The 22,211-nt window shown below is 55.9% G+C and carries 22 protein-coding genes and 2 tRNA genes; 5 read left to right on the top strand and 19 right to left on the bottom strand.

Features of this window, described 5'->3' with window-relative positions:
• Positions 1–10: 10 nt before the first annotated feature.
• Both C5F52_RS10370 and C5F52_RS10365 read left to right on the top strand, forming a co-directional pair.
• Positions 11–760, top strand: a complete 750-nt coding sequence (locus tag C5F52_RS10370) for an SDR family NAD(P)-dependent oxidoreductase (protein ID WP_104798289.1) — start codon at positions 11–13, stop codon at positions 758–760.
• 47 nt (positions 761–807) lie between these two features.
• The gene (locus C5F52_RS10365) at positions 808–1,530 is read left to right on the top strand and encodes an SDR family NAD(P)-dependent oxidoreductase (RefSeq protein WP_104798288.1); all 723 of its coding nucleotides are present in this window, start codon (positions 808–810) and stop codon (positions 1,528–1,530) included.
• A gap of 19 nt (positions 1,531–1,549) precedes the next feature.
• Here C5F52_RS10365 and C5F52_RS10360 read toward each other — a convergent pair whose 3' ends face one another.
• A complete protein-coding gene (locus tag C5F52_RS10360; RefSeq protein ID WP_104798287.1) occupies positions 1,550–2,497 on the bottom strand; it encodes a LysR substrate-binding domain-containing protein in 948 nt (315 codons plus the stop codon).
• Positions 2,498–2,605: 108 nt separating this feature from the next.
• Here C5F52_RS10360 and C5F52_RS10355 point away from each other — a divergent pair, with 108 nt between their 5' ends.
• The gene (locus C5F52_RS10355) at positions 2,606–3,589 is read left to right on the top strand and encodes a tripartite tricarboxylate transporter substrate binding protein (protein ID WP_104798286.1); all 984 of its coding nucleotides are present in this window, start codon (positions 2,606–2,608) and stop codon (positions 3,587–3,589) included.
• 3 nt (positions 3,590–3,592) lie between these two features.
• Positions 3,593–5,107, top strand: coding sequence for a UxaA family hydrolase (locus C5F52_RS10350; protein WP_104798285.1), 1,515 nt, complete (start codon positions 3,593–3,595; stop codon positions 5,105–5,107).
• A 37-nt stretch (positions 5,108–5,144) separates the two neighbouring features.
• Here C5F52_RS10350 and C5F52_RS10345 read toward each other — a convergent pair whose 3' ends face one another.
• The 8 genes from C5F52_RS10345 to C5F52_RS10315 all read right to left on the bottom strand — a co-directional run bounded on the left by C5F52_RS10345 (position 5,145) and on the right by C5F52_RS10315 (position 12,377).
• Positions 5,145–5,912 (bottom strand): class II aldolase/adducin family protein, encoded by a 768-nt coding sequence (locus C5F52_RS10345; protein WP_104798284.1) that lies wholly within the window; start codon positions 5,910–5,912, stop codon positions 5,145–5,147.
• Positions 5,913–5,953: 41 nt separating this feature from the next.
• Complete coding sequence (locus C5F52_RS10340; protein ID WP_104798283.1) at positions 5,954–6,982, bottom strand: CapA family protein; 1,029 nt, start codon at positions 6,980–6,982, stop codon at positions 5,954–5,956.
• A complete protein-coding gene (locus C5F52_RS10335) occupies positions 6,979–7,416 on the bottom strand; it encodes a hypothetical protein (protein ID WP_104798282.1) in 438 nt (145 codons plus the stop codon). The genes C5F52_RS10340 and C5F52_RS10335 overlap by 4 nt, the downstream gene beginning before the upstream one ends.
• 63 nt (positions 7,417–7,479) lie before the next feature.
• Positions 7,480–8,409, bottom strand: a complete 930-nt coding sequence (locus C5F52_RS10330) for a spermidine synthase (protein WP_369952015.1) — start codon at positions 8,407–8,409, stop codon at positions 7,480–7,482.
• Entirely contained in the window at positions 8,396–10,591 is a 2,196-nt protein-coding gene (locus C5F52_RS10325) for an OsmC domain/YcaO domain-containing protein (RefSeq protein ID WP_104798280.1), read from the bottom strand. Before C5F52_RS10325 ends, C5F52_RS10330 begins: the two co-directional genes overlap by 14 nt.
• Before the next feature lie 76 nt (positions 10,592–10,667).
• Positions 10,668–10,736: transfer RNA gene (locus C5F52_RS29845), tRNA-OTHER, on the bottom strand.
• An 80-nt stretch (positions 10,737–10,816) separates the two neighbouring features.
• Entirely contained in the window at positions 10,817–11,233 is a 417-nt protein-coding gene (locus C5F52_RS10320) for a hypothetical protein (protein ID WP_104798279.1), read from the bottom strand.
• Between the two features lie 7 nt (positions 11,234–11,240).
• Positions 11,241–12,377: a phage major capsid protein gene (locus tag C5F52_RS10315; protein ID WP_104798278.1), complete on the bottom strand. Its 1,137-nt coding sequence runs from the start codon at positions 12,375–12,377 to the stop codon at positions 11,241–11,243.
• 214 nt (positions 12,378–12,591) lie between these two features.
• Between C5F52_RS10315 and C5F52_RS29870 the strand changes: the two genes are divergently transcribed.
• Complete coding sequence (locus C5F52_RS29870; protein WP_161499682.1) at positions 12,592–12,738, top strand: hypothetical protein; 147 nt, start codon at positions 12,592–12,594, stop codon at positions 12,736–12,738.
• A gap of 366 nt (positions 12,739–13,104) precedes the next feature.
• On the opposite strand, the gene C5F52_RS10305 is transcribed toward C5F52_RS29870, so the two are convergent.
• From C5F52_RS10305 to C5F52_RS10255, 10 genes are all read right to left on the bottom strand, one after another.
• Positions 13,105–13,671, bottom strand: a complete 567-nt coding sequence (locus C5F52_RS10305; RefSeq protein ID WP_104798276.1) for a hypothetical protein — start codon at positions 13,669–13,671, stop codon at positions 13,105–13,107.
• A 337-nt stretch (positions 13,672–14,008) separates the two neighbouring features.
• Positions 14,009–15,394, bottom strand: coding sequence for a primase-helicase family protein (locus tag C5F52_RS10300; RefSeq protein ID WP_104798275.1), 1,386 nt, complete (start codon positions 15,392–15,394; stop codon positions 14,009–14,011).
• Positions 15,387–15,620 (bottom strand): helix-turn-helix domain-containing protein, encoded by a 234-nt coding sequence (locus C5F52_RS10295; protein WP_104798274.1) that lies wholly within the window; start codon positions 15,618–15,620, stop codon positions 15,387–15,389. Before C5F52_RS10295 ends, C5F52_RS10300 begins: the two co-directional genes overlap by 8 nt.
• Positions 15,617–16,045, bottom strand: a complete 429-nt coding sequence (locus tag C5F52_RS10290; RefSeq protein WP_146100068.1) for a hypothetical protein — start codon at positions 16,043–16,045, stop codon at positions 15,617–15,619. Before C5F52_RS10290 ends, C5F52_RS10295 begins: the two co-directional genes overlap by 4 nt.
• A 132-nt stretch (positions 16,046–16,177) precedes the next feature.
• Complete coding sequence (locus tag C5F52_RS10285; protein ID WP_104798272.1) at positions 16,178–16,765, bottom strand: hypothetical protein; 588 nt, start codon at positions 16,763–16,765, stop codon at positions 16,178–16,180.
• Positions 16,766–17,027: 262 nt separating this feature from the next.
• Entirely contained in the window at positions 17,028–18,053 is a 1,026-nt protein-coding gene (locus tag C5F52_RS10275) for a site-specific integrase (RefSeq protein WP_104798270.1), read from the bottom strand.
• Positions 18,054–18,192: 139 nt separating this feature from the next.
• Positions 18,193–18,268: transfer RNA gene (locus C5F52_RS10270), tRNA-Asn, on the bottom strand.
• Positions 18,269–18,302: 34 nt separating this feature from the next.
• Complete coding sequence (locus C5F52_RS10265; protein WP_104798269.1) at positions 18,303–20,480, bottom strand: TonB-dependent siderophore receptor; 2,178 nt, start codon at positions 20,478–20,480, stop codon at positions 18,303–18,305.
• Complete coding sequence (thiE, locus tag C5F52_RS10260) at positions 20,477–21,388, bottom strand: thiamine phosphate synthase (RefSeq protein ID WP_104798268.1); 912 nt, start codon at positions 21,386–21,388, stop codon at positions 20,477–20,479. Before thiE ends, C5F52_RS10265 begins: the two co-directional genes overlap by 4 nt.
• Positions 21,385–22,191 (bottom strand): thiazole synthase, encoded by an 807-nt coding sequence (locus C5F52_RS10255; RefSeq protein ID WP_104798267.1) that lies wholly within the window; start codon positions 22,189–22,191, stop codon positions 21,385–21,387. Before C5F52_RS10255 ends, thiE begins: the two co-directional genes overlap by 4 nt.
• Positions 22,192–22,211 lie beyond the last annotated feature (20 nt).

Raw genomic sequence — 22,211 nt, 5'->3', positions numbered from 1 at the left:
AAGGTCATCCATGAATCACGTTCAATCTCAGCTTCCTGTGTATGACTTTCAGCACAAAGTCGCCTTGGTTACAGGTGGGCTCAGCGGTATTGGTGCGGTCATCGCTGCCAGGTTGCAGCAATGCGGTGCACAGGTTGTGGTGTGGGATTTGAATGCGCCTGCCAGCAACCCTGGCCACGCACACACGATGAAGGTCGATGTGACGAGCGAGGCCTCGGTTGCGCAAGCGTTGGCCGATACGGTGTCGCACTTTGGCCGGGTGGATTTCTTGATCAACAGTGCGGGCTGGGCCGGGCCCACCATGCCCTTGGATGAGTTTGCGCTCGAGGTGTGGAACCGTGTGTTGAACGTCAACCTCAACGGTGTGTTCTTGAGCTGTCGTGCGGTGACACCTGTGATGCGCAGCCAAGGCTTTGGCCGCATCGTCAACATCGCTTCGTTGGCAGGCAAAGAGGGTACGCCCAATGCCTCGGCCTACAGTGCCGCGAAAGCGGGGGTGTTGGCCTTGACGAAGTCCTTGGGAAAAGAACTGGCCACGCACGGTGTGCGTGTGAACGCGATCGCACCTGCCGCGATTGACACGCCGCTTCTAGCCCAAATGTCACCCGAGCATGTGCAGATCATGGTCAACAAAAGCCCGCAGCAGCGTTTGGGCACGGTGTCTGAGGTGAGCGAAATGACGATGTGGTTGTGCAGCGATGCCTGCAGCTTTAACTCTGGCGCCGTGTTTGATTTGTCTGGCGGGCGCGCCACGTATTGAGCGTTGGATACCGTCGATGCGTTTTAATTTTTCTGTGAAAGATTTGTATGACCCAACAAACTCGCCGCGTCTTGGTGACGGGGGCCACCAGTGGCATTGGCTACGCCATTGCACATGCTTTTGCGTTAGACGGCGCCACTGTCACCGCCACGGGAGCTACGGCAGCTGAAGTAGCTCGCGCCCGAGAGTCGTCGAAGGCTGCGACGCTTGACTTTCAGTTGCTCGATGTACGTGACGATGTTGGCGTGAAGCAGTTGGTGGCGGCCATGGGGCCGTTGGATGTGGTGGTCAATTGCGCGGGCATTATTCAACGCCAAGTGGAGTTGGAGCCCGAAGCCTTTGCCCGTACCATCGACATCAACCTCAACGGCACCATGCGCGTATGTGCGGCGGCCCGTGAAGGTTTGAAGGCAAGAGGCGGTTGCATTGTGAACACCGCTTCTATGCTGAGCTTTTTCGGCGGCGGCTTGGTGCCCGGCTACAGCGCTAGCAAAGGCGGCGTGGCACAGCTCACCAAATCACTGGCGATTGCTTATGCCGACGATGGCATTCGCGTCAACGCTGTGGCTCCTGGTTGGATTGCCACACCATTGACGCAAGCGCTGCAAGACGACCCGGCCCGTGCCGCGCCCATCTTGGCACGCACCCCCATGAAACGCTGGGGCACGCCAGAAGACATTGCGGGGCCTGTGTTGTTTTTGGCCAGCGCACAAGCCCGCTTCGTGACAGGGATTATCTTGCCTGTTGATGGTGGTTATTTGATTGCCTGATCACGAGTACATATAGCGTTTACGGGCGTGATGCCTTTTTGTGCTTGGCAATATCCCGCAAACATGTCATCAACGTTTGCGTGGTAAGCGATGCTTTTTGACCACGCATCGTGATCATGCCGACTGGGGGTAAATCCATCTTCAGTGCAACGGGTAGAACTTTGAGTAAGCCTTCTTTTTGAAAATGCAGACCCACACCTCGCGCTACGAAACCTACCGCATGGTGGTCATTTACTGCGCACAAAATGGCTAGAAATGAAGCGCTTTCAATCAAATCGCTAGGGAGGCCTAACCCATTTTTGTGGAATATTTGCTCCAGTTTGAGGCGTGACGATGCCCATGGTGGCGGCACTACCCAAGCCTGTCGTGCCAATTGGTCCCAAGTGATTTTCTTTTGTTGTGTGAGTGGGTGGGCTGTGCTGACAACCAAGCACATGGGGTCTTGGTACAGCGGTTCTGTGCTCAGGTCGGGCGCTGCGTAACCGGGCTCTAAGCGACCCACCAACACATCAAGCTCACCTCTTCTAAGGCGTGGCAGCAAGCGCGTGAGGTCGCCTTCTTCCACCATCACGCGCATTTGTGCGGATTTCTTTTTGACTCGTTCAATGGCCGGACTGAGCAAAGTCGGTAGAGCCACCACCATGGCTCCAACGTTGGTTCGACCGGAGGCGCCAGTGGATGCAGAGGCAATGTCTTCTTTTGTGCGTTCAAACTCGCTGAGCACGCTGCGCGCAAAACGCACCACGCTTTCGCCCTGCGGTGTGGGCTCTGTACCGCGTGTGGAGCGTGTGAACAACGTGAGGTCAAACAAGCGCTCTATCTCGGCCAATGTTTTAGACACGGCGGGTTGTGTGATCGCCAAAAATTCCGCAGTTTTACCTAAGTGCCTCAATTGATCCAAGGCGACCAAGAGTTGCAAATGCTTGAGCTTGAGGTTGGAGCGCAGAACGCGGTCAATGCTGTTCATTGGAAATTTTCTTAGATGTCAATTAGGTTATGAACAAAGTCATATTTTTCATTGGAATGTAATGTATCAAATGGTAAAAATGGCGGCATATCTACAGGAGACATTTGTATGCACCACACCCGACGTCAATTCAGCAAGACCATTTTTGGCGTAGCCGCCAGTCCGTTGGTTTTTGCGTTGCCCGGCCAAGCCGCGGCGTACCCTGAAAAGCCCATCACCTTCATTTGTCCATGGCCAGCAGGCGGCACTGCGGACCAAACCATGCGTGCATTGTGTTCCGCTGCTGGCAAAGACTTAGGGCAAGCCGTGGTGGTGGAAAACAAAGTAGGAGCATCGGGCATGATTGGTTTGAAGGCGATGGCAAACGCCAAGCCAGATGGCTACACCATTGGGCAAATCCCTATCTCTGTCACACGCTTCTCTCAGTTGGGTTCGGTAGCGATCGATCCGCTGAAAGATTTGACTTACCTGGCGCGCACGTCAGGTCAAACCTTTGGCATGGCCACTTTGGCGAACGGTCGTTGGAAAACGTTGCAAGAGCTGGTGGCTGAAGCGCGTGCCAACCCTGGAAAAATCACTTATGCCCATGCGGGCGTGGGCGGTGCCACGCATGTGGGCATGGAAGAGTTCGCCATGGCCGCTGGCATCAAGTTCAACCACATTCCCTTCAAAGGTGGTGCAGACGCGCTTCAGGCCGTATTGGGTGGGCATGTCGATGTGTTGGTCGACTCGTCATCTTGGGCGCCGCACGTAGAGGCTGGAAAAATGCGTTTGTTGGCCACTTGGGGTGAGCAGCGCGTCGGTCGATTCAAAGAAGTTCCTACTTTGAAAGATGCGGGCTTCAATGTGGTGGTCGATGCGCCCAACGGTATTGGTGCACCCAAGGGTTTAGATCCCGCTGTGGCCATGCGGTTGCGACAAGCGTTTCGTGTTGCCGTGGCCAGCGATGAATTTAAACAAGCGTGCGACAAAATTGATGCACCCGTGCTGTATTTAGATGGCCCTGATTACGAGAGCTATGTGGCACAGGTCTACAAAAAGGAGACTGTGTTGATTGATAAATTGAAACTCAAAGAACTGGTGAAAAACTAAGTTATGCCATTGATCCGTCTTCACGCCAACGACAGTGTCTTGATTGCCAAACGACCGCTCAGCTTGGGCGAGCACGTCGAGGCGTGGGGCGTCAAAGTCAAAGCGCAAGTGCCAGCGGGCCACAAGATTGCCTTACGTGCCATTGCTGCGGGCGAGCGCATTCTCAAATACAACATCGAAATCGGTGTGGCTACCCGCGACATCGCGGCGGGTGAGCATGTGCATGGACACAACTTGGCCTTGGCTGATTTCTATCACGATCCCGCCTTCGGCGTGGATGTGAAGCCGGTGGCGATGTTGCCTGTGTCAGAGCAAGCGCGTTTCATGGGGTATGTGCGCCCAGATGGTCGTGTGGGCACGCGTAATTTCATTGGCATTTTTTCATCCGTCAATTGCTCTGCCACGGTGATTCACAAAATTGCGGCCTACTTCACGCCCGAGCGCTTGAAGCCGTATCCCAACATTGATGGTGTGGTCGCGTTTGCGCAAACCACAGGTTGCGGCATGGCCTCGCCGAGCCCGCACTTTGATTTGTTGCGCCGCACGATTGCGGGCTATGTGCGCCACCCTAACTTGGCCGGCGCGTTGATTGTGGGCTTGGGGTGTGAGCGCAATCAGGTCGCTGATTTGGTGGCCTCGCAAGCGCTTCGCTCCAGTGTGTTGATGCAAACCTTGGTTATGCAAGAGGTTGGGGGCACACGCGCCACCATTGAAGCAGGCATTGCCGCCGTTGAACGCATGTTGTCGTCGGCCAATGATGTGAAGCGTGAATCTGTCTCTGCCAGCCATTTGTCCATTGGTTTGGAGTGCGGTGGCTCAGATGGTTTCTCGGGCATCACGTGCAACCCTGCATTGGGCGCGGCGATGGACATTTTGGTGCGCCACGGTGGCACCGCTATTTTGTCGGAGACGCCTGAAATTCATGGGGTCGAACACATGCTCACGCGGCGTGCAGTGACGCCCGAGGTTGGCCAAAAACTGTTGGACAAATTGGCTTGGTGGACGGCGTACACCCGAGGCACGAATGTGCAATTTAACGGTGTGGTGGGGCATGGAAACCAGCAGGGCGGTTTGGCCAATATTTTTGAAAAATCTTTGGGCTCAGCCATGAAAGCTGGGTCAACGCCGTTGCAGGCGTTTTACGAATACGCCGAGCCCATCACGCACAAGGGCTTTGTTTTCATGGACTCTCCGGGCTACGACCCTGTGGCAGTCACGGGTCAAATTGCCAGCGGTGCGAATTTGATTTGTTTCACCACAGGACGCGGCTCAATGTTTGGCTCACGTCCTGCGCCCACCATCAAACTTGCCAGCAACACGGAGATGTTTACCCGTCTTGAAGAAGACATGGACATCAACTGCGGTCGTATCTTGGATGGCGAAGCATCGGTGCAGGAAATGGGACAGCTTATTTTTGAAGACCTCCTCAAACACGCATCAGGCGAACCGACCAAGAGCGAACTTTTAGATTTGGGTGATCACGAGTTTGTGCCTTGGCATTTGGGGGTGGTGAGCTGATTTACCAAGTGAGAGCGTGTCAGACAACGAGGCTGCGTCAGTCCGCATACCCTGGGTTGACGCGGTCTAGCACGCGCATCATGGCCTCGAAGTACAGGCGTTCGCGTTCTGATCGAGAGTGACGATCGTCCTTGCTGGGGGTGCGCACATTGTCAATGACGTGCTCTTCCAAGATGTTGATGGGGCGTCCAGTGCTCATGGCTAGAACTTGGGTTTTACATGCCTTTTCAAGTTTGTAGAGCAGGCGATAAGCTTGGGCCACCGTATCGCCAACGGTGATGACCCCGTGGTTTTTCAAAAACATCACCGACTTATTTTGCAGAAGTGATGCCAATCGTTCACCTTCATTGAGCGATGCGGCGAGGCCTGTGTAGGTGTCGTCGTAGGCAATGCGCTCATGAAAAAAAGCTGCTGTTTGCGTGGCTGCGAGCAAGCGGTTGTCTTTCAGCATATTGAGTGCGAGAGCCCAGGGTTGATGGGTGTGCAAGACCACCTTCGCCCCTGTGATTCTGTGCAGCGGCGCATGAATGCTTCGCGCTGAAAGTTCGACCACGCCATCGCCTTCGAGGGTCTCGCCTGCTTCATTGAAAACCATGAGGTTACTGACGCATGCTTCCGACCAATGCAAGCCAAATGGCAACACCATGTACTGGTCTTCTTGTCCGGGCACGCTCACGGTGAAGTGGTTGTCGATGCCTTCATCAAAGCCATCATGCACGGCAAGTCGCAACGCAGCAGCCAAATGTATTTTGGTTTGTTGGATGAGATCTGTGTTGGACGGGGTGTGCAGCGCGTGAACGGTCATGATTTACCTTTCGACAGAGACGACATTACTGTTTTTGGAGGTTAGCGGAAAACGCTTGATGTTCCTTTGCTTTCATGGGATACAGGGTCACCGGCAAGACACATGCGTTCTTGATGCCAAGCACTTGTCCAGCATGGACTTGGTGTTTTCTTGTCGTAGGAAGGAACGCCTTGTCGATTGATGCGCGCAACGTGCGTGTCAAACCCATGGACGCCCGTTTTTTCAAGCTTCAGACGCAGTACCCATCCCACACGTTGTGCGTCGTTGTCGGTTTCTTTCATGATGAAATTTCCAACGCTGTAGATGATGGGCTTGCTTTTGTAAAACTCAAGGTCTTGTGTGACGTGGGGGTGCCCACCGATGACGGCGTCAGCGCCTGCGTCAATCATCTTCTTGGCCAGTTGTCGTTGTCTCAGATTGGCCTTGGGCTCGTTTTCCCAACCCCAATGCATGAACGGTAAGACGATGTCTGCTTGGTACAGGTGACGGGCACGGCGGATGTCATCGACCACTTGCTCATCTTCACTCCATGCCACGCCTGGTGTTTGACTGCCCGCTTCATAGCTTCTGGGCATGAATTCGTTGTAGCTCAAAATTGCGATTCGAATGCCGTTGCGTTCGACGATCCAAGGGGTATGCGCTTCGCCCAAGTTCATGCCGCCACCTGCTTGAGCGATGTTATTTCTGGCGAGCAATGCCAGCATCTCTGAAAACGCCTGACGCCCGTAATCACCGGAATGGTTGTTGGCCAACGTGACACCGTCAACGTGGCGCCGCAGCGTGTGCAAAACCCGTGGTGCAGCTCGGAAGGTGTAGTGTTTGGGGACGGCTTGTCCCGTCGTGGCGACCACGCATTCCAAATTGAGAAGCCGAACATCGGCTGCGGCAAAGAGTGGGCTGAAGCTTTTAAACGGGTCAAGGCCACGTTTGATCAAAGTACCTGGCGTGCTGTCTAGGGTCGTGTCGCCAGCAAAAATAAGCGTCGTTTGGTTTGGCCGGATTTCAGACGTTTGTGCAAAAGCTGCACCTGTGGCGAGCGCAAACATCAAGCCTGTTGACCAGAACGTCATGGCACATTCTTTCCCGCGACGCAGCGATAAATCAGTTCCCTTTCTAATGGGCCCGCATACAAGTGCTGTTCACCCATCAAGTCAATCAGCTCACCCTCTTTGGGGCTTGGAAAGGGTGGACGAATCTGGACATGTTGTATCAAGAGGGACTGTTGCTTGTCTTCAAAATAGACATAGATCCCAATGCGTGGGCTTAAGTTTTCGTCTTTGACATGCACGGCTTTGAACCGGAATCGGTGCCCGATGTTGACGCTTTCATGCCCGTAGGGCTGATGTGTGGGGCAGATGGCAAGGGTCTGTGTTTCTCCTGCATAGGTCACATGACAGGTGAGCGCCATGTCCTGCGCAAAAGTGGAGGGGCAGGACAGGGCGTTGGCTGAAGCCAAGATCAACACGCTTGCTAAAAAAAAACCGCGAAAGAAAGGTCGTCGCATGTTGCCGAGGGTAACGTAAAAATACGGGTTCAAAGCACGGCTTTGATGCAGAGGCCAAGCGCTTTAGATGAGCTGGCGTGTCTTGATTGGCGCTAAGACTTTGAGCCATTTGGTGGCGGGTAAGGGCCAGCGTGCTTGAATTGTTTTTGCCTGTAATTTCAATGTGTGCCTGTCACAAGTGCGAGGGCGACGAAAGGCCAGTACCACGGCATTACCCGCTTGCGTTGGTTTGAATGCCCATACCGCGTCTTCTCCAAAAACAGTGGTGATCTTCTTCAAGCTATCGTCATATCGCGACGCATGGCCAAATAAGTTGACGGTCATGCAGCCATCGGTTGTAAGCATGTTGCGGCAATCATGGTAAAAATCTTCGGTGTCGAGTACAGGACAAGCGGCATCTTGGTCATACAAGTCCACCTGCAGTGTGTCAATTTTTCCTAGCCATCGCTCATCTTGTGCAGTCTCGGCAGCGTCGCCCAACAGCACTTGTAACGTCTTGCTGTCCGCTGGTAAATTGAACCAACGTCTGCAGGTAGCGATGACCTGGGGGTTCAATTCAACGGCGGTGGTTTGCATGCCTAAATGGTGGTGACAAAACTTGGTCAGAGACGCCGCGCCTAATCCCAATTGCATCGCGTGCAAATGGGGCAGTTGATTTAAATCTGTAAACAGCAACCAGCCCATCATGCGTTGCACGTAGTCGAGGTGAATCTCAAACGGCTTGCTGATCTTCATGGACCCTTGTACCGACGGCGTGCCCAGGTGTAAAAATCGCATGTCGCCGTAATCAAAAAAATTCACTGCGGGCAAGATCCCTATGCTTGGCGTGTCTACGTCAACGCCGCCTGACCCTTGACCGCTGAATGTACGCGCTTGTTTTCTGGCCAGTAAAACGCCTATTGATATCGCCAAGACACAGACGATCAAACCATAGACCAAGTCAATGGGCGCAAGGGCGGCCCCAAACTCTGAAGCTAAATTATGAAGCCACATGCATGCGTGCCTGGTGCAGTTTTTTATAGCTGTCGATCAGGCGATGGTGCCGGTCGAGGCCCTCCAGTTTCAGGCTCGTGGGTGTGAGCCCAAAGAAGCGCACGGTGCCATCCACAGAACCGATTGCTGCATCCATCCGCGCCTGGCCAAACATCCGGCGGAAATTGACTTCGTAGTCTTGCAGTTCCAGCTCAGGATCGAGCAACACTTCCAGCACCACATTCAGCGCTTGGTAAAACAATCTGCGCTCGACCGTGTTGTCGTTGTATTGCAGGAACGCTCCGACGAGCTCGTGCGCTTCTTCAAGTTGCTGCAAAGCCAGGTGAATCAGGAGCTTCAACTCCAGCACGGTCAGTTGACCCCAGACCGTGTTCTCGTCAAATTCAATGCCGATCAGGGTGGCGATGTCCAAGTATTCGTCCAGCTCGTTGTTGTCCAGGCGATCCAGCAGTGCCGACAAGCTGGCATCGTCCAGGCGGTGCAAGTTCAAAATATCGGAGCGGAACAACAGCGCCTTGTTGGTGTTGTCCCAAATCAAATCCTCGACAGGGTAAACCTCTGAATAACCCGGCACCAGAATCCGGCAGGCGATGGCACCCAATTGGTCATGGACGGCGGTGTAGACCTCCTTGCCCATGCCTTCAAGAATGCCCAATAAGGTGGCCGCTTCTTCGGCATTGGCGTTGTCACCTTGACCCGAAAAATCCCATTCCACAAAGTCGAAATCGGCTTTGGCGCTGAAAAAGCGCCATGACACGATGCCGCTGGAGTCGATGAAGTGCTCCACAAAGTTGTTCGGCTCGGTGACCGCGTTGCTCTCGAATGTGGGCTGAGGCAAATCGTTCAGGCCTTCAAAACTGCGGCCTTGCAGCAGTTCTGTGAGGCTGCGCTCCAGTGCCACTTCCAGACTGGGGTGCGCGCCGAAAGAGGCAAACACACCGCCTGTTCGCGGGTTCATCAAGGTCACGCACATCACGGGGTAAGTGCCGCCCAGGGACGCGTCTTTCACCAGGACCGGAAAGCCCTGTTCTTCCAGACCTTGAATGCCAGCCAGGATGCCGGGGTATTGGGCCAACACGTCTTGCGGCACATCCGGCAAGCAGATCTCACCTTCGAGGATTTCGCGCTTGACGGCGCGTTCGAAAATTTCAGACAGACACTGCACTTGCGCTTCTGCCAGTGTGTTGCCCGCGCTCATGCCATTGCTGACGAACAGGTTTTCGACCAGGTTGGACGGGAAGTACACCACCTCGCCGTCTGATTGCCGCACAAACGGCAGCGAGCAGATACCGCGCTCTGCATGGCCCGAGTTGGTGTCGATCAGGTGCGAGCCACGCAGCTCGCCATCGGGGTTGTAGATGCTCAGGCAGTGCGCGTCCAGAATTTCTTTGGGCAGCGCGTCTTTTTTGCCGGGCTTGAACCAGCGCTCGTCGGGGTAGTGCACAAACGCCGCGTTGGCCAGGTCTTCGCCCCAAAACGCACCCGCGTAAAAATGGTTGTTGTTCAACCGCTCGATGTATTCGCCCAAGGCCGAGGCCAAAGCGCTTTCCTTGGTCGAACCCTTGCCATTGGTGAAACACATCGGTGAATGCGCATCGCGGATGTGCAGGGACCACACATTCGGGATGATGTTGCGCCACGAGGCGATTTCAATCTTGATGCCCAAGCCCGCCAGGATGCCCGACATGTTGGCGATGGTTTGTTCCAGCGGCAGGTCTTTGCCCTTGATGGTGGTGCGGCTGTCCGCGCTGGGCTTCAGCGTAAGCAAAGACTGCGCATCGGCATCCAAATTAGCGACTTCTTCGATGACAAATTCGGGGCCTGCTTGCACCACTTTTTTGACGGTGCAGCGCTCGATCGAGTTCAGAATGCCACGGCGGTCGACCTCTTGGATGTCTGGTGGCAACTCCACCTGGATTTTGAAAATCTGCTGGTAACGGTTCTCCGGATCAACGATGTTGTTTTGTGAGAGGCGGATGTTGTCGGTCGGGATGTTGCGCGTGTTGCAGTACAGCTTCACGAAGTAGGCCGCGCACAAGGCCGATGAGGCCAAAAAATAATCAAAGGGGCCAGGGGCTGAGCCATCGCCCTTGTAGCGGATGGGCTGGTCGGCGACCACAGTGAAGTCATCGAACTTGGCTTCCAGGCGCAGCTTGTCGAGAAAGTTGACTTTGATTTCCATGGGCGATACTTTTAAAAATTGCTCAAAATGTAAAAGAAAAAGCCCCTGCACGTGAGTGCAGGGGCTTTACTTTTTTTGGCTCCTCGACCTGGGCTCGAACCAGGGACCTACGGATTAACAGGCCAATCACGGACACCACCGAGCGCAAATATACACCAAAACACGCCACTAACTGAGCAAAAAAAGCCGCATCGAAATGCGGCCAAAGTCACCATTCACCGATATTTATTCTGGAATCAATTCACAAAACGGAGCACATGCAGAGGCAAATTCCGAAGGTGATGCGGCCTCAAGTTGTGCCTGGTGCCAATCAAACACTTCTACGACCGCTTGAATCTGCTCCATGGTTGCCTCACCTTTTGCAAATTGAATCGCTCGGATGGCCTTTTGAGCCGCTTCGCAGGCCTCAATCACCTCTGGACCGATACCCATCTTGGCAAGTCTCATGGCCGTTCCGACCAGACCGATCAAAACTTGGAGACTCACCAGAGAAATTTGGCCTGTCTTCAGCTCCTGCAAAGCCGAGTAACTTTCAATCGAAATGATTGTCTTGCTCCCGGTAAACCTCTGTGCAAATACGGCGCTTCGCACGGGGTTAAAAGCTGGGTTCCAGACCTTACGTTTGGGGCCGCGCTTTTTCATTTGCGTATCAAGCCGCCAGCAGGTCTTTGTATGCCGCAAATGCGCCGATTCGCCGTGCCTGAATGCCTACATCTGCATGCGCGACGATCTTGATTTTGTTGTCCTTGCGCAGGGTGTAATCGTCAACAATGAAATCAACGGCAGCGGGCCCCCAGAATCCAATAACGACTTCAGAGAGATCGCCAAACAGCAGTGCTGAACATGCTTCGCCCGATGTGCCTTTGACAAGGTTGTCGGGCATGTTGGCGGCTGTGCGGACCTGATAGCCCAGCAGGTCTCGCCCCTCCATGATGAATTTGTCACCACCGGAAACACGTGCGGTGCCGCGCAGCTTCTTGGTGAGCTTAGGGCTCATGACAAATGTGGGGGAAAGGCTGTCGCCACCGCTGCGAGTAAGCACGTTGTGCTCCAGCTCCAGCAAATGCTGATATGCAGGTGCCGCTCCATTGGCTCCAGCGGAGATGATGTCCAAGTCTGGATGGCGCAAGATGCCAAGCGGCTGATCGTTGCCAGTGCCATTCACGGCGGCTGCATCAATGGCGTAAGAGAAACGAGACACCAATTCGCGGCGCACCAGTGCATCAACATCAACGGATGTACTGTGCAACAGTTTGCGGGAAATCGTGACAGAGACTGTCAGGCGATGGGGGGTCAACACGGAGTTTTTAAACTGAGGTTCAACAGCTGGTGCAGGTGCGCCCTCTGGGACCCATCCGTTAGAAACATCAAGGTTGGGATCGACAACGCTCAAGCCATAGGTCTGGCCACTGAGGCCCGAAATCAGCATTGCACCGCCATTGACCACCGCCGAGTGGGGCAAGAGGCTATTTGTCGGGCTCTTTGATAATTTTCCCGCGACCATTCCAGCACCATTAGACAGGTTCAAATCACGCGACAGCACAGACAGCGGCATCCAGTTGCCCATTGGGATTTGGCCGGATCGCTGGCGACAGCTTTCAGAAACTTCTTGGAACGCATTCAGGACCTTTTCGTCAAGATGACGTGACGGAAATTCAGTCTTGCTCAGAATGAAGTCGCGCAGATGCAGGTGACGTTCAATCTTGGAGGTGTGGCGAGTAATGGCGGACACCTCATCTGCGGTGCGGCGCTGCAAAGTTGAAAACGGGGTTTGGGTGTTGTTCATGTGTTGTCCTTTCGGGTTTTGACAACTTGATCTTTATCCCTCCCCCCTGAAGTGCCAGCAGGAGAACGCTTCAACCTCCATTCAAAATTTGCGCCATGCGTCTGGCGGTTCCAGGCAGCTTGCCGCCACCAGCTTTCATGGCGAGCCAAAGTCGGGCCTCTAGCCTTGTCGCATGGTCTGGGGGGCGCTCCATGTCTATCCAGCAATGCCACCGATGGCCTGCAAATCGCTGAGCTTCGCGGTGCAACGCAAAGGCCAGCCGCCATGGGTGATTTCCGGTTTCTTGCGCCAGTTCAGCAGCGGCCAGTTTGAGCATGGCGTCACGCAGCGCGATTCGGGCTCGCTCTGGATTCGCTGGTAATCCAAGACAGGCATTCAGCGTTGGCCCGTACTGTCGCTTGAGTTGGGGGCTTGTCTTGCTGTCTGCCTTGTGCCCACTCAGGACCCACCGGCGCAGGCCATCAAACATTCTTCGGGTTGCCTCATGGTCCGGTTCACCCCTGAAGATGGCCTCAATGATTTCCATGAGTGACCTCCCCAGCATGCCTGCAATAGACCAGGATGGGTGTGCCCCCCTTCAGCATTCCGCGGGCTCTGTGCAGGAGCTGCATGAGGCTTTCACCGGGAAGTCTGTCAACGCTGGGGAGCCGGTTCGCAACGCCGTGCAGACCGATGATTTCATTGTCCGGTCTCGGGCTTGGAATCAGGATCAATCGGATTGGCTCGCTCATGCCTCGTCCCCCTCTGACTGCCTTGCCATTTGGTCAAACCGGCGCGAGACCTCCGACAGCACCGACTCAACCTCACGGTCTATGGTCAGCTTCACCGTCCTCTCGTCCGTCATTGGGGCCAGCACTGGCGCAAGTCTTGAGCCGATCTGCTCTAGGCTGGTCCGCAGCGTTGTACCTGCATCCCGCATCATCCAAAGCACCTGCTCTGTCTGCATCAATTTGCCGGTTTCTTTTTCCAGAGCGATTCGCGTCAGCTCTGCCTGGTAGTGCTCACGCCTGTCGCGTGATCGCTTGAAGACCTCGATTTCCTGCTCGTCATCGTCCAGTCCGTCAAACAGCTCTGGGTCTGTGTCATCGAATGCTTGCTCGGTGCTTGCGTCCGAGACCGTGGGGGAGGTTGGCAGCGTTTCACGCCTGACACCCTTCATGCGACCGCGCTGGAGGTGCTTCCTGCGCCATCTGTTGGCCCTCTCAACGCTGTCCGTTGGCATACCTCGCTTCGCAAGCTGAGACACTGCCGATGGCGTGATTCCCAAGGCCTCAGCCAGTTCTTTGCCTGTCATTTAATTTACCTATTGATATTTATTAAGCGATTTAAGTAAACATTCAGCTATTGTTTAGCCTGACTGTCTACACACTCATCGAGCAGCGAATGACCCTCCTTGCAACTGCATGGGAAGGACCCAAACCAGGGGGTGTGGCTTCCACCGCTTCTGCGGCTTCTTCTGCTTCCGCATGTTTTTCCACCTCGGTAATTCACAATCTGGCGCACCCATCCTGTCTTTTCATTCCTCTTTAATAAATGTGAGGAAGCAGAGGAAGCGGTGGAAGCTGAGAGGGATACGCAGCTTTTCTGCATCGGAAGCGAAAGGGGAGCGGGGCGGAAGCCATGGAAGCCGCTCATGGCGAAACCTCGCTGAAGGTTTGCCCAAAGCGTGACAGTGGTCCCTCGAACGCTGCAACGGCTTCGGTTGCAAACTCGAAATTGGTTACGCCATTGAGCGGTCCAGTGCCCTCAGGAAGCCAAAGCGTGACTGGCGCACCCGGATTGCCCTTGGATGGCGAGCATTTGAGTTTTGAGAGCTGGTCCCGCGCAAACTTAGAAACCGTGGCCGTAAAACCGTTTTGGTTGACGATGGTTCGCTCGCCCTGTTGCCGGGACCATCGCTGAAACGCCTTGTAAAGCTGTCCGGTGCTGCATGCCCACAAGGGCAGCTCCAGTTGCCTCGCAAGCCAATCTCGGGCAAACCGTTCGGCCGGTTTAAGACCCAGCTCCATAAGGTCTTGCTTGGCGCTCGTCATGGGCGGTAGCGTGTAGGCGTTGAACCCATCCAGATCGCGTTTGAGCAGGAAGTCGTAAAACGCCTCCAGTGCGCCATATTTGATGGAGTGGGCCACTCTGTTGTATAGCCCGTCCGTGCGCTTGGGTGCCACCCAGAACACCGCATGCCGCCTGTCGTCATGCTCAATGGCGAGAGGCCGTGCTTCGTTTGACAGGAAGACCAGATTGCAGCAATTGCGCTCCTTGCGCACCGCCTGAAACTTGCTCTCAATCAGCAGATGCTCGGCGGTCACAAGCGACTTGAGCATGTTCTTGTAATGAATCAGCTCGCCGGTTGCGACTACTTCCTCCATGACAGCAAACAAGGTGCGACTGATCCAGTCGTTGTATTTGCTCTCCAGTTGCTGCTGACCACCGACCTTGCCGTATTCGCCATAAATCTTGAGCACGATTTCCCAGAACATAGATTTGCCCGAGCCTTGTGGACCGTGCATGACAATAGCCGTTGACAGTTTGGTGCCGGGCTTTTGGAATGGCAAAGCAATCCAGTTCAGGGCCCATTCAATGTTGGCTTCTACTTCGTCTTCGTGTTTCGAGGACGCGCTCAACAAGTGCCGCAGCAGCTCAAGAATTTGCGTGCAGTCACCGGCCTTCGCCCTGATCCTGAGCCCCTGATAGAGGTTCACGCAGTGACCCGCGCATTCCTGAGACGGATCGAACACCACATCTTCAGGACGGATGACCGTTTTCAGTGGGTGATTCATGAACTCTTTATGCAACGCCTTGTCAATGACGTTGCGCAGGTCGGCGGGTCGCATTGGTATGCGGTGCAGGCGGTCCCATATCGTTGTACTGGTGCCGTAGACGATGGCGTAACGCTCCAGCATTTCCTCAATCGTGGTGGGCAGATTCAAGCCATTTGAGTCGGCGTCCATTGGGTCATCGTCAAACGGGTCTTGGGCGGCTGCGCTGCGCTTGCCCCGAGTCTTTTTTTCTTTATTCATGACGCTTGCCAAGGCACTCCTGAATGAATGCCTGGACAGCAGATCGCGGATAAAGGGCGGTCCTGCCAAGCATGACAAATGCTGGCCCTTTGCCTTGGTTACGCCATGCGGCCAGGGTGCTGGTTGATAGGTCGGTCAGGACCTCCAGATCGGTAATGGAGTAGCAATCCAACTCACGGATCAACTCATCGCGGCGGTAGGCGCGCTCTTGCTCCAGCAAGTTCATTTTTCACCACCGGCGAGGATGAGAGTTGGCGCATCCAATTCGTCAGCACTCAGCTTTTGCGCAGTGGATTTCAGGTGAGATGGCTGACCATCTAGGCCAGAAAATGCACGATTAAGCCCCTCTGCTGCGGCGCTAAAAACCCGGCGTTTCGCTGAATCGTGCTCATCCTGTACCGACCGCGCAAATTGCTGGACTGCTGTCTTTTCAGCAACGGCGGCAAAGCGTTGGGGGTGAACCATAAGCCGATTGCGGTGCATCGCAACGGCGCTGGCCTCGGCCAATTCGATGCGCATTTTCCGAATGGCCCAGCGAGCGGCAAACTCGCTTGGATAGGGGGCCGCAGGACCGTCCCAGAGGCTTTTGAGCGGAAGAAAATCCGCCATGAATGGGACCGACTGGCCCCCTTTGATTTTGATGCTCGACATGTTCACTCCTTGATTTGCCAGCGTCACGTGGTGTTTAGTCACGGTTCCCAGACGCTGGTTTGTGCGCACACCGTGATTGGTGCGCAGGAGTGAATGTCTAGATTTTGTTGATTTGCGTGGAGGGCGCAAATCCTATTTGTTTGCGTCCCCAGAAGCTGCCGCTCGTTTGCCAGCGGTTCTTATCGCCCGCTCTGTGACCGACGGGGGGGGCGTTTGGCTTGACTCTATTTGATCCTGAAAGTCAAGCAGCGCCTTGGTAAACCGACTGTTTTCTGAAAATCCTGGCTCAAGTTTTAAGACTGCACGCCAACTGGCTGCGCAACATTCAATCCAAGCCTGAACAGCTTCGTCTGCCTCCATGCCTCGACCTCTTGCATGCAGTCTTGCGCTCGCCTCCATTGGCTCCAAAAAATCGCCCAAATTCACAATGGTTTTGAACAGATCAACCTGTGACTTGGTAACGCTCTGCTGAAGTTGCATGAGAAATTGAGAGGTGGAAAATTTGCGGGGCAATTCTTCCCCCTCAAATCCAAGCCCCCTCAGTGCCGCTCGCATAGTCTTGGCAGACTGAGCCAGATCGTTGAAATTTTTCCGGTCTACTTGCTCATGAAAATACGCATCGTCTCCATACACTTCTTGGAGCCAGTTCCATTTGATGCACGCCCGATCAAGAGCCGTCTTCTCATCGGCTGTGAGGTGAAATCCGCTACTTTCAGCCATGGCTCGCCCCCAGCCTGAATTGGGCCTGAATCGGTCTGCACCGAGAGCTAAATTCGTTTCTCATTCGAAAGACTCCTCAGCAAATTTTCGGCGCACTCAGCCCAGTCCGGGCTGACTGGATGCGCCCTCAAAAACTCTGCCATCGCATCCTCACCGCCGGTCTGCAAACATTGCAACATGGATGCCACCCAGCCGTAAAAAGGATCATCCCCAGACTGAGTGGGAGCCTTTGCGCTTGCCCTTGGAAACTGGATAACGGCGCTCATTGAATGCCTCCAAGTGCCATGGCCATGGCGTTGGCCTTGGTTTGTGTGGTCAGGTGGGCATAGCGGCGCGTCATGTCCAGTTTGCGATGCCCCAGTACCTCAGCGACCACGTTTAGGGGAACGCCAGCCTGGGCCATGTAGGAGGCACAACAGTGGCGCAGATCGTGGAATTTGAAATTACGCACCTGGGCGCGTGTCACCGCATCGCGCCATGCCGAATCAATCTGCGCTGGGGTCTGGTATTTGGTGCGGACACTGCCAAAGACATAGCGTGTGGCGTCACTCGATTTGAAGGGCTTCAGGGCCTCGATCACGTCAGGCAGCAGCACCAGAGTGCGGCGGTCTCCGTTTTTCGTTTTCCCGAGATAGGCAAGCCCTGCATCGAGGTCAACATCCTTCCATGTCAGGCTCAGCAGCTCGCCTCGTCTGGCGCCTGTTTTCATGGCGGTGAGGGCCATGGCATAAAGGCGGGGATATTTGGACTCTCGGCATGCCTCAAAAAGGCGGGTGCGCTCATCGGCGCTCAGGTATCGCACCCGTCCATCGGTCTCCTGAAGCCGCTTGATGCCCCTGCAAGGATGCGCAAAGCCCTTGGGGGTCAGGCGTTGCTCCATGGCCCATGTGAAGACCGCTGCAATGGCTTGCGTGTAGCGGTTCAGCGTGGCCCCTGTCTTTTGACGGGCGCGGCCTTTGACCTTGAAGATTTGTCGGCCCTGATGGTCCAGACCGACAAACACAATTGGGGGTTTGGTCGCCAGCTCACTGCGGCCAGCATGGATCAGATCGGCATCGACCTGAGACAGCTCAAAGTCCCCGATCATCTCCAGCCATGCGGACAGGCGCTGCGAGCGACTGCCATCGTTTCCTGCGTATTGGGCCATGTAACGCTCGATCAGCTCACGCACGGTGAGGGATGCTGGGCGTTGGGCGAGGGACCTCAGGCGCAGCGCGATGCCTGCGGGGTCAACTTGAGAGCTTGCGCTGGGAATCGCTTGCTCATCTTTGGCGTCAAATGCTGTCATTCGTTTCTCCTTAAGTGCCGAAAACCGGCGGACTGGTGGAGTCTGGAAAGACGCTGACAAATCAAGAAATACGAAGTGCCACAAACGAGAACCGGATCAACAACTTAGCGTTAACTTTGTCATTGACCCGGTGCGTTTTTGGCTCCTCGACCTGGGCTCGAACCAGGGACCTACGGATTAACAGTCCGGCGCTCTACCGACTGAGCTATCGAGGAATAGAAAAATTATAGCGCATTTTTTGCGACATTTTCAGAGGTGCCATTGAACACTTGCACGAAATGTTCTGGGCGCCCCTGGGTTGAGAAAATATTGACCATATTGTTTGGGTGATTCACGCCAGTAGTGCTTGTTGCCAACGTTCTGAATGCCCCATGTCCATGTAGCCCGATGCAGGGCGATGTGGCTGTCGAAGTGGGTGGTCAAATCTAAGGTAGTCCACGCGGGAAGCACGATTTCGCCGTGTTCGGTCACATGGCGTTTGCCCTCGCGCGATAGGCGAAGGCCGGTGCGCAATCCGGTGATGCTGGCAAAGCGGTATTCGGCCAAGCCGCGCACGATGTAGCTGGGCACGTTGATGGGGCGTTGCCCATTCAAGCTGGGGTCGCTGGTGGCATTTTCTCGGCGAGCCTGCAACCAAGTGGCTGAGCCATCCCATGTCCAGCCTCGTTGCGTGGTCCGTGCGTTGAGTTCAAGCCCGCGGTGATGCGCTAGGCCGTCCATTTGACGGGTGCATGCTCCGCCGTTGCTGCAACCCCATGAATCACCAGACACGGGGCGGGTGATGTCAAACCAAGTGGCCTGCCAGCGCGTCAGAGACGAGGTGCTCTTGATGCCCATTTCGTGTTGATGGCTGCGCAGGGTTGGCAATGCTTGGCCTGCATTGCTGTAACGCGTGGTGTCGTTGGGCGCGACTTCAGACTCAATGCCTTGCCCCGCGCTTGCAAACACCATGGGCCCCGCATCGAGTGCATGGCTCACGGCCAGCCAAGGCGTCATGAAGTTGCGCTGGTCTTGCGTGGCGCCAGAGCCGTCGGTCATCGCGCTTTGGCGGTTGAGTTGCGTGTAGCGCAAGCCCAGCCAAGCGGTGGTGCGGTCCTTGAGTTTGACGCGGTCCTTCACGGCCCATTCGGTGGAGGCATCGCGGGTGTTGCTCATCAAGCCGTTGCGGTCTGACGCTTGGTTGGGCGGCGTGAGTCCACCCGTGATGCTGTTGGTGGTGCCCAGCAGTGGACTGGTTTGCATGTGCGGCATGTCGTCGACCAAACGTTGGCGCATGATGCTGACGGTGAGCCCATGTTCCAGCCCACCTAGGTATGTTTGACCGCTCAAGCTGGTTTGTGCCACCTCGTTGTTGCGCCGTTCGTTGTTGGTGTTGTAGTCGTAAATCTGAAAATCACCATTGGCACAAAAACGGTCTTGCACGGTCGCGTTACAACCCGAGGCGTACACCAAACGATCATCCGCACGCAGTCGCTGCACGCCGTAGTGCGTGGTCCATAACCAGTTCTGGTCGAGCTGGTGCTTGAAGCGCACACTGCCTGTGAGCCCATCAAACACACCCGGGCGCGAGTTGGGCTGGCGTGTGATGTTGCGCGTGCCGTCCACGGGGGCGGGCAGGGCGTTGGGGCCGCTGCCCATCAGGCTGTAAAAGTTCACGCCAATTTGTTCGACGTGACTTTGCTCAAACTCCCATTCCAAACGGTTGCGTGCATCCAAGCGCCAGTCCATGGCCAAGGCCACCAAGTCGCGCTGACCTTGTGTGTCGCGAATGTAAGGATTCAGTTCCGTGTGCGCCACATTCAAGCGGTAGCCCCACGCCGCGTGTTCGCCGAATCGGTTGCCCAAATCGAGCGCGACTGAACGGGTGTCGCTGGGGCCGTAACTCAGCGTCACGTTGCGAATGCTTTGGTCGTCACGCATAGGCGGACGTTTGACCACGTAATTCACCAAGCCCCCCGGCGCGCTGGTACCCGCCTGCATGCCGCTGGTGCCCTTGAGCAGTTCTAAGCGTTCTTTGTTTTCCAGTCCGATGATGGTTTGTGCCGAGATCGGAAGGCCATCGCGGCGGAAGTTGTAGCGGTTGTCCAGCGCGAATCCGCGCACGCTTAAGTGATCCCAATAGGCGGGCAAGTTGTAGCTCTCGCTGACAGAGGCATCCAACAGCAATACATCGCTGATGCGCTGAGCCCCCACGTCGCGCAAGTCCGCTTGCGAGAAGGTGCTCACACTCAGCGGCAGTGCATGGATGGGAACATCGTCAAATCCAGAAATTCCCAAAGGCGGTTGGGCCGTGACGGTGACTTCGTCCAAGGCCGTCTGCGCACGAGCCAAGCCAGACCCCAAGCCTGTGCTCAAAAGCAGGGCCACCGCCACGGCTTTCGCGCTGTGAACGTGGTGGAGGGCGTGGTGTTGTGCGCGGGGGGTCATCGCATCAAGTCTTGCAAAGTGTGTGCAGCGGCTTCTGGGTGGTCTGCACCCGTGATGGCACGTACCACCGCAATCGAGCCCACGCCGCTTTGTAGCACCACAGGAATGCGCGCTTCATCAATGCCGCCGATGGCCACCAAGGGGCTGTGTTGCATGAGTTTGGCGTAGGCATACAAGCGGCCCGTGCCTTGCGGCGCGGTTTGCATGCGTTTGAGGGTGGTGGGGAACACGGCACCCAAAGCGATGTAGCTAGGGCTGACCGCATCGGCGCGCAGCATTTCGGCGTAGCCGTGGGTACTCAGGCCCAAGCGCAAACCGGCGGCGCGAATCTTCTCGATGGGTGCCTCGTCCATGTCTTCTTGGCCAAGGTGCACGCCGTAGGCCCCTTCGTCGATGGCGATTTGCCAGTGGTCGTTGATGAACAGCAGCGCACCTGTGCCTTGCACGGCTTGCACCGCGGCGCGCACTTCTTGGCGAATGGCCGTTGCATCGTCTGACTTGAAACGCAGCTGCACGGTCGGTACTCCGGCACGGGCCATGCGGCCCACCCATTGGGCATCGGGCAGCACGGCGTACAAGCCCAGCGCGTGAGGGCAGGTGGGAAATGCGTTGGCACGGGGCGCGGGTGCAATGCCGAAATCTTGCGGTGTGCAAGGCCAGTCATTCACCGAGAACTGCCTTGTGCGCAGCGTTTGTAGGCCCCAAGCTTGCGCGACGCACTGCGCGTCATGCTCTAAAAAACCGAGCATGCGGCAGCCTTGCAACACGCCAGCGGCCTCTTTGCTGAGCGTGGCATCGTTGGTGTGCACGGCTTGCGCGTAGGGCAAGGCATCGCCCGCCAGCATGGCCGCGTGTCGCGTGGCCAGTGCTTGGGCAACGTCTTGTGGTGTTTTTAAACCGAGGCTCATGCTTGGTGCCAAAAAGGTGTACCGAGCACGGGCGTGCTGGGCTGTGCGCTGTCTTGCGCTTGCATGGCGCCCGAGCGGTAGGCGGCGCGCCCTGCGTTGACCGCATCGGCAAAAGCGCCCGCCATGCTGACGGGGTCTTGCGCCAAGGCCACGGCGGTGTTGAGCAGCACGGCGTCAAAGCCCCATTCCATCACTTGGCAAGCGTGCGAGGGCAGACCCAAACCTGCGTCCACGATCATGGGCACATCCAAGCGGTCACGCAGGGTGCGCAAGGCGTGTGGGTTGATGGGGCCCTTGCCCGTACCGATGGGTGCGGCCCATGGCATCACGGCTTGGCAGCCCACATCGACCAAGCGCTGGCACAGCACCAAATCGTCGGTGGTGTAGGGCAGCACTTTGAAGCCCGCTTGGATCAAGCGGCTGGCCGCCTCGGGCAAGTTCAGCGTGTCGGGTTGCAAGGTGTAGTCGTCGCCAATGAGTTCGAGCTTGATCCAATCGGTCTCAAACACCTCACGCGCCATCTCGGCCGTGGTGATGGCTTCTTGCACGCTGTGGCAACCGGCGGTGTTGGGCAGCACGGGCACCTTGGCTTGGCGCAGCAGGTTCCAAAAGCTTTGCGAGGCTTCACCGCCGCTGCCGGTTTGACGGCGCAGCGAGGCGGTCAGCATGGCGGGTTGCGAGCGTTCGATGGCTTGCAACAGCACGCTGGGCGAGGGATAGCGCGAGGTGCCCAGCATCAAACGGCTTTGAAATTTTTCACCGTACAGCGTGAGCGGATCGGCGTGAAGTGTGTGTGTGGTCATGGTGTGCTCATGGGTTGATC

The organism is Limnohabitans sp. TS-CS-82, from assembly GCF_002943475.1.
The sequence above is the reverse complement of the archived record's forward strand: the minus strand, read 5'-3'. Positions and strand labels throughout refer to the sequence as shown.

Coding starts and splice junctions, on each gene's coding strand:
- C5F52_RS10355 (WP_104798286.1), top strand. CDS start 2,606: ATGCACCACACCCGACGTCAATTCAGCAAGACCATTTTTGGCGTAGCC.
- C5F52_RS10320 (WP_104798279.1), bottom strand. CDS start 11,233: ATGAAAAAGCGCGGCCCCAAACGTAAGGTCTGGAACCCAGCTTTTAAC.
- C5F52_RS10345 (WP_104798284.1), bottom strand. CDS start 5,912: ATGACCGTTCACGCGCTGCACACCCCGTCCAACACAGATCTCATCCAA.
- C5F52_RS10330 (WP_369952015.1), bottom strand. CDS start 8,409: ATGTGGCTTCATAATTTAGCTTCAGAGTTTGGGGCCGCCCTTGCGCCC.
- C5F52_RS10290 (WP_146100068.1), bottom strand. CDS start 16,045: ATGTCGAGCATCAAAATCAAAGGGGGCCAGTCGGTCCCATTCATGGCG.
- C5F52_RS10325 (WP_104798280.1), bottom strand. CDS start 10,591: ATGGAAATCAAAGTCAACTTTCTCGACAAGCTGCGCCTGGAAGCCAAG.
- C5F52_RS10340 (WP_104798283.1), bottom strand. CDS start 6,982: ATGACGTTCTGGTCAACAGGCTTGATGTTTGCGCTCGCCACAGGTGCA.
- C5F52_RS10305 (WP_104798276.1), bottom strand. CDS start 13,671: ATGACAGGCAAAGAACTGGCTGAGGCCTTGGGAATCACGCCATCGGCA.
- C5F52_RS10295 (WP_104798274.1), bottom strand. CDS start 15,620: ATGAACTTGCTGGAGCAAGAGCGCGCCTACCGCCGCGATGAGTTGATC.
- C5F52_RS10265 (WP_104798269.1), bottom strand. CDS start 20,480: ATGACCCCCCGCGCACAACACCACGCCCTCCACCACGTTCACAGCGCG.
- C5F52_RS10365 (WP_104798288.1), top strand. CDS start 808: ATGACCCAACAAACTCGCCGCGTCTTGGTGACGGGGGCCACCAGTGGC.
- C5F52_RS10370 (WP_104798289.1), top strand. CDS start 11: ATGAATCACGTTCAATCTCAGCTTCCTGTGTATGACTTTCAGCACAAA.
- C5F52_RS29870 (WP_161499682.1), top strand. CDS start 12,592: ATGGCCTGCAAATCGCTGAGCTTCGCGGTGCAACGCAAAGGCCAGCCG.
- C5F52_RS10315 (WP_104798278.1), bottom strand. CDS start 12,377: ATGAACAACACCCAAACCCCGTTTTCAACTTTGCAGCGCCGCACCGCA.
- C5F52_RS10350 (WP_104798285.1), top strand. CDS start 3,593: ATGCCATTGATCCGTCTTCACGCCAACGACAGTGTCTTGATTGCCAAA.
- C5F52_RS10255 (WP_104798267.1), bottom strand. CDS start 22,191: ATGACCACACACACACTTCACGCCGATCCGCTCACGCTGTACGGTGAA.
- C5F52_RS10275 (WP_104798270.1), bottom strand. CDS start 18,053: ATGACAGCATTTGACGCCAAAGATGAGCAAGCGATTCCCAGCGCAAGC.
- C5F52_RS10335 (WP_104798282.1), bottom strand. CDS start 7,416: ATGCGACGACCTTTCTTTCGCGGTTTTTTTTTAGCAAGCGTGTTGATC.
- C5F52_RS10360 (WP_104798287.1), bottom strand. CDS start 2,497: ATGAACAGCATTGACCGCGTTCTGCGCTCCAACCTCAAGCTCAAGCAT.
- C5F52_RS10300 (WP_104798275.1), bottom strand. CDS start 15,394: ATGAATAAAGAAAAAAAGACTCGGGGCAAGCGCAGCGCAGCCGCCCAA.
- C5F52_RS10285 (WP_104798272.1), bottom strand. CDS start 16,765: ATGGCTGAAAGTAGCGGATTTCACCTCACAGCCGATGAGAAGACGGCT.
- thiE (WP_104798268.1), bottom strand. CDS start 21,388: ATGAGCCTCGGTTTAAAAACACCACAAGACGTTGCCCAAGCACTGGCC.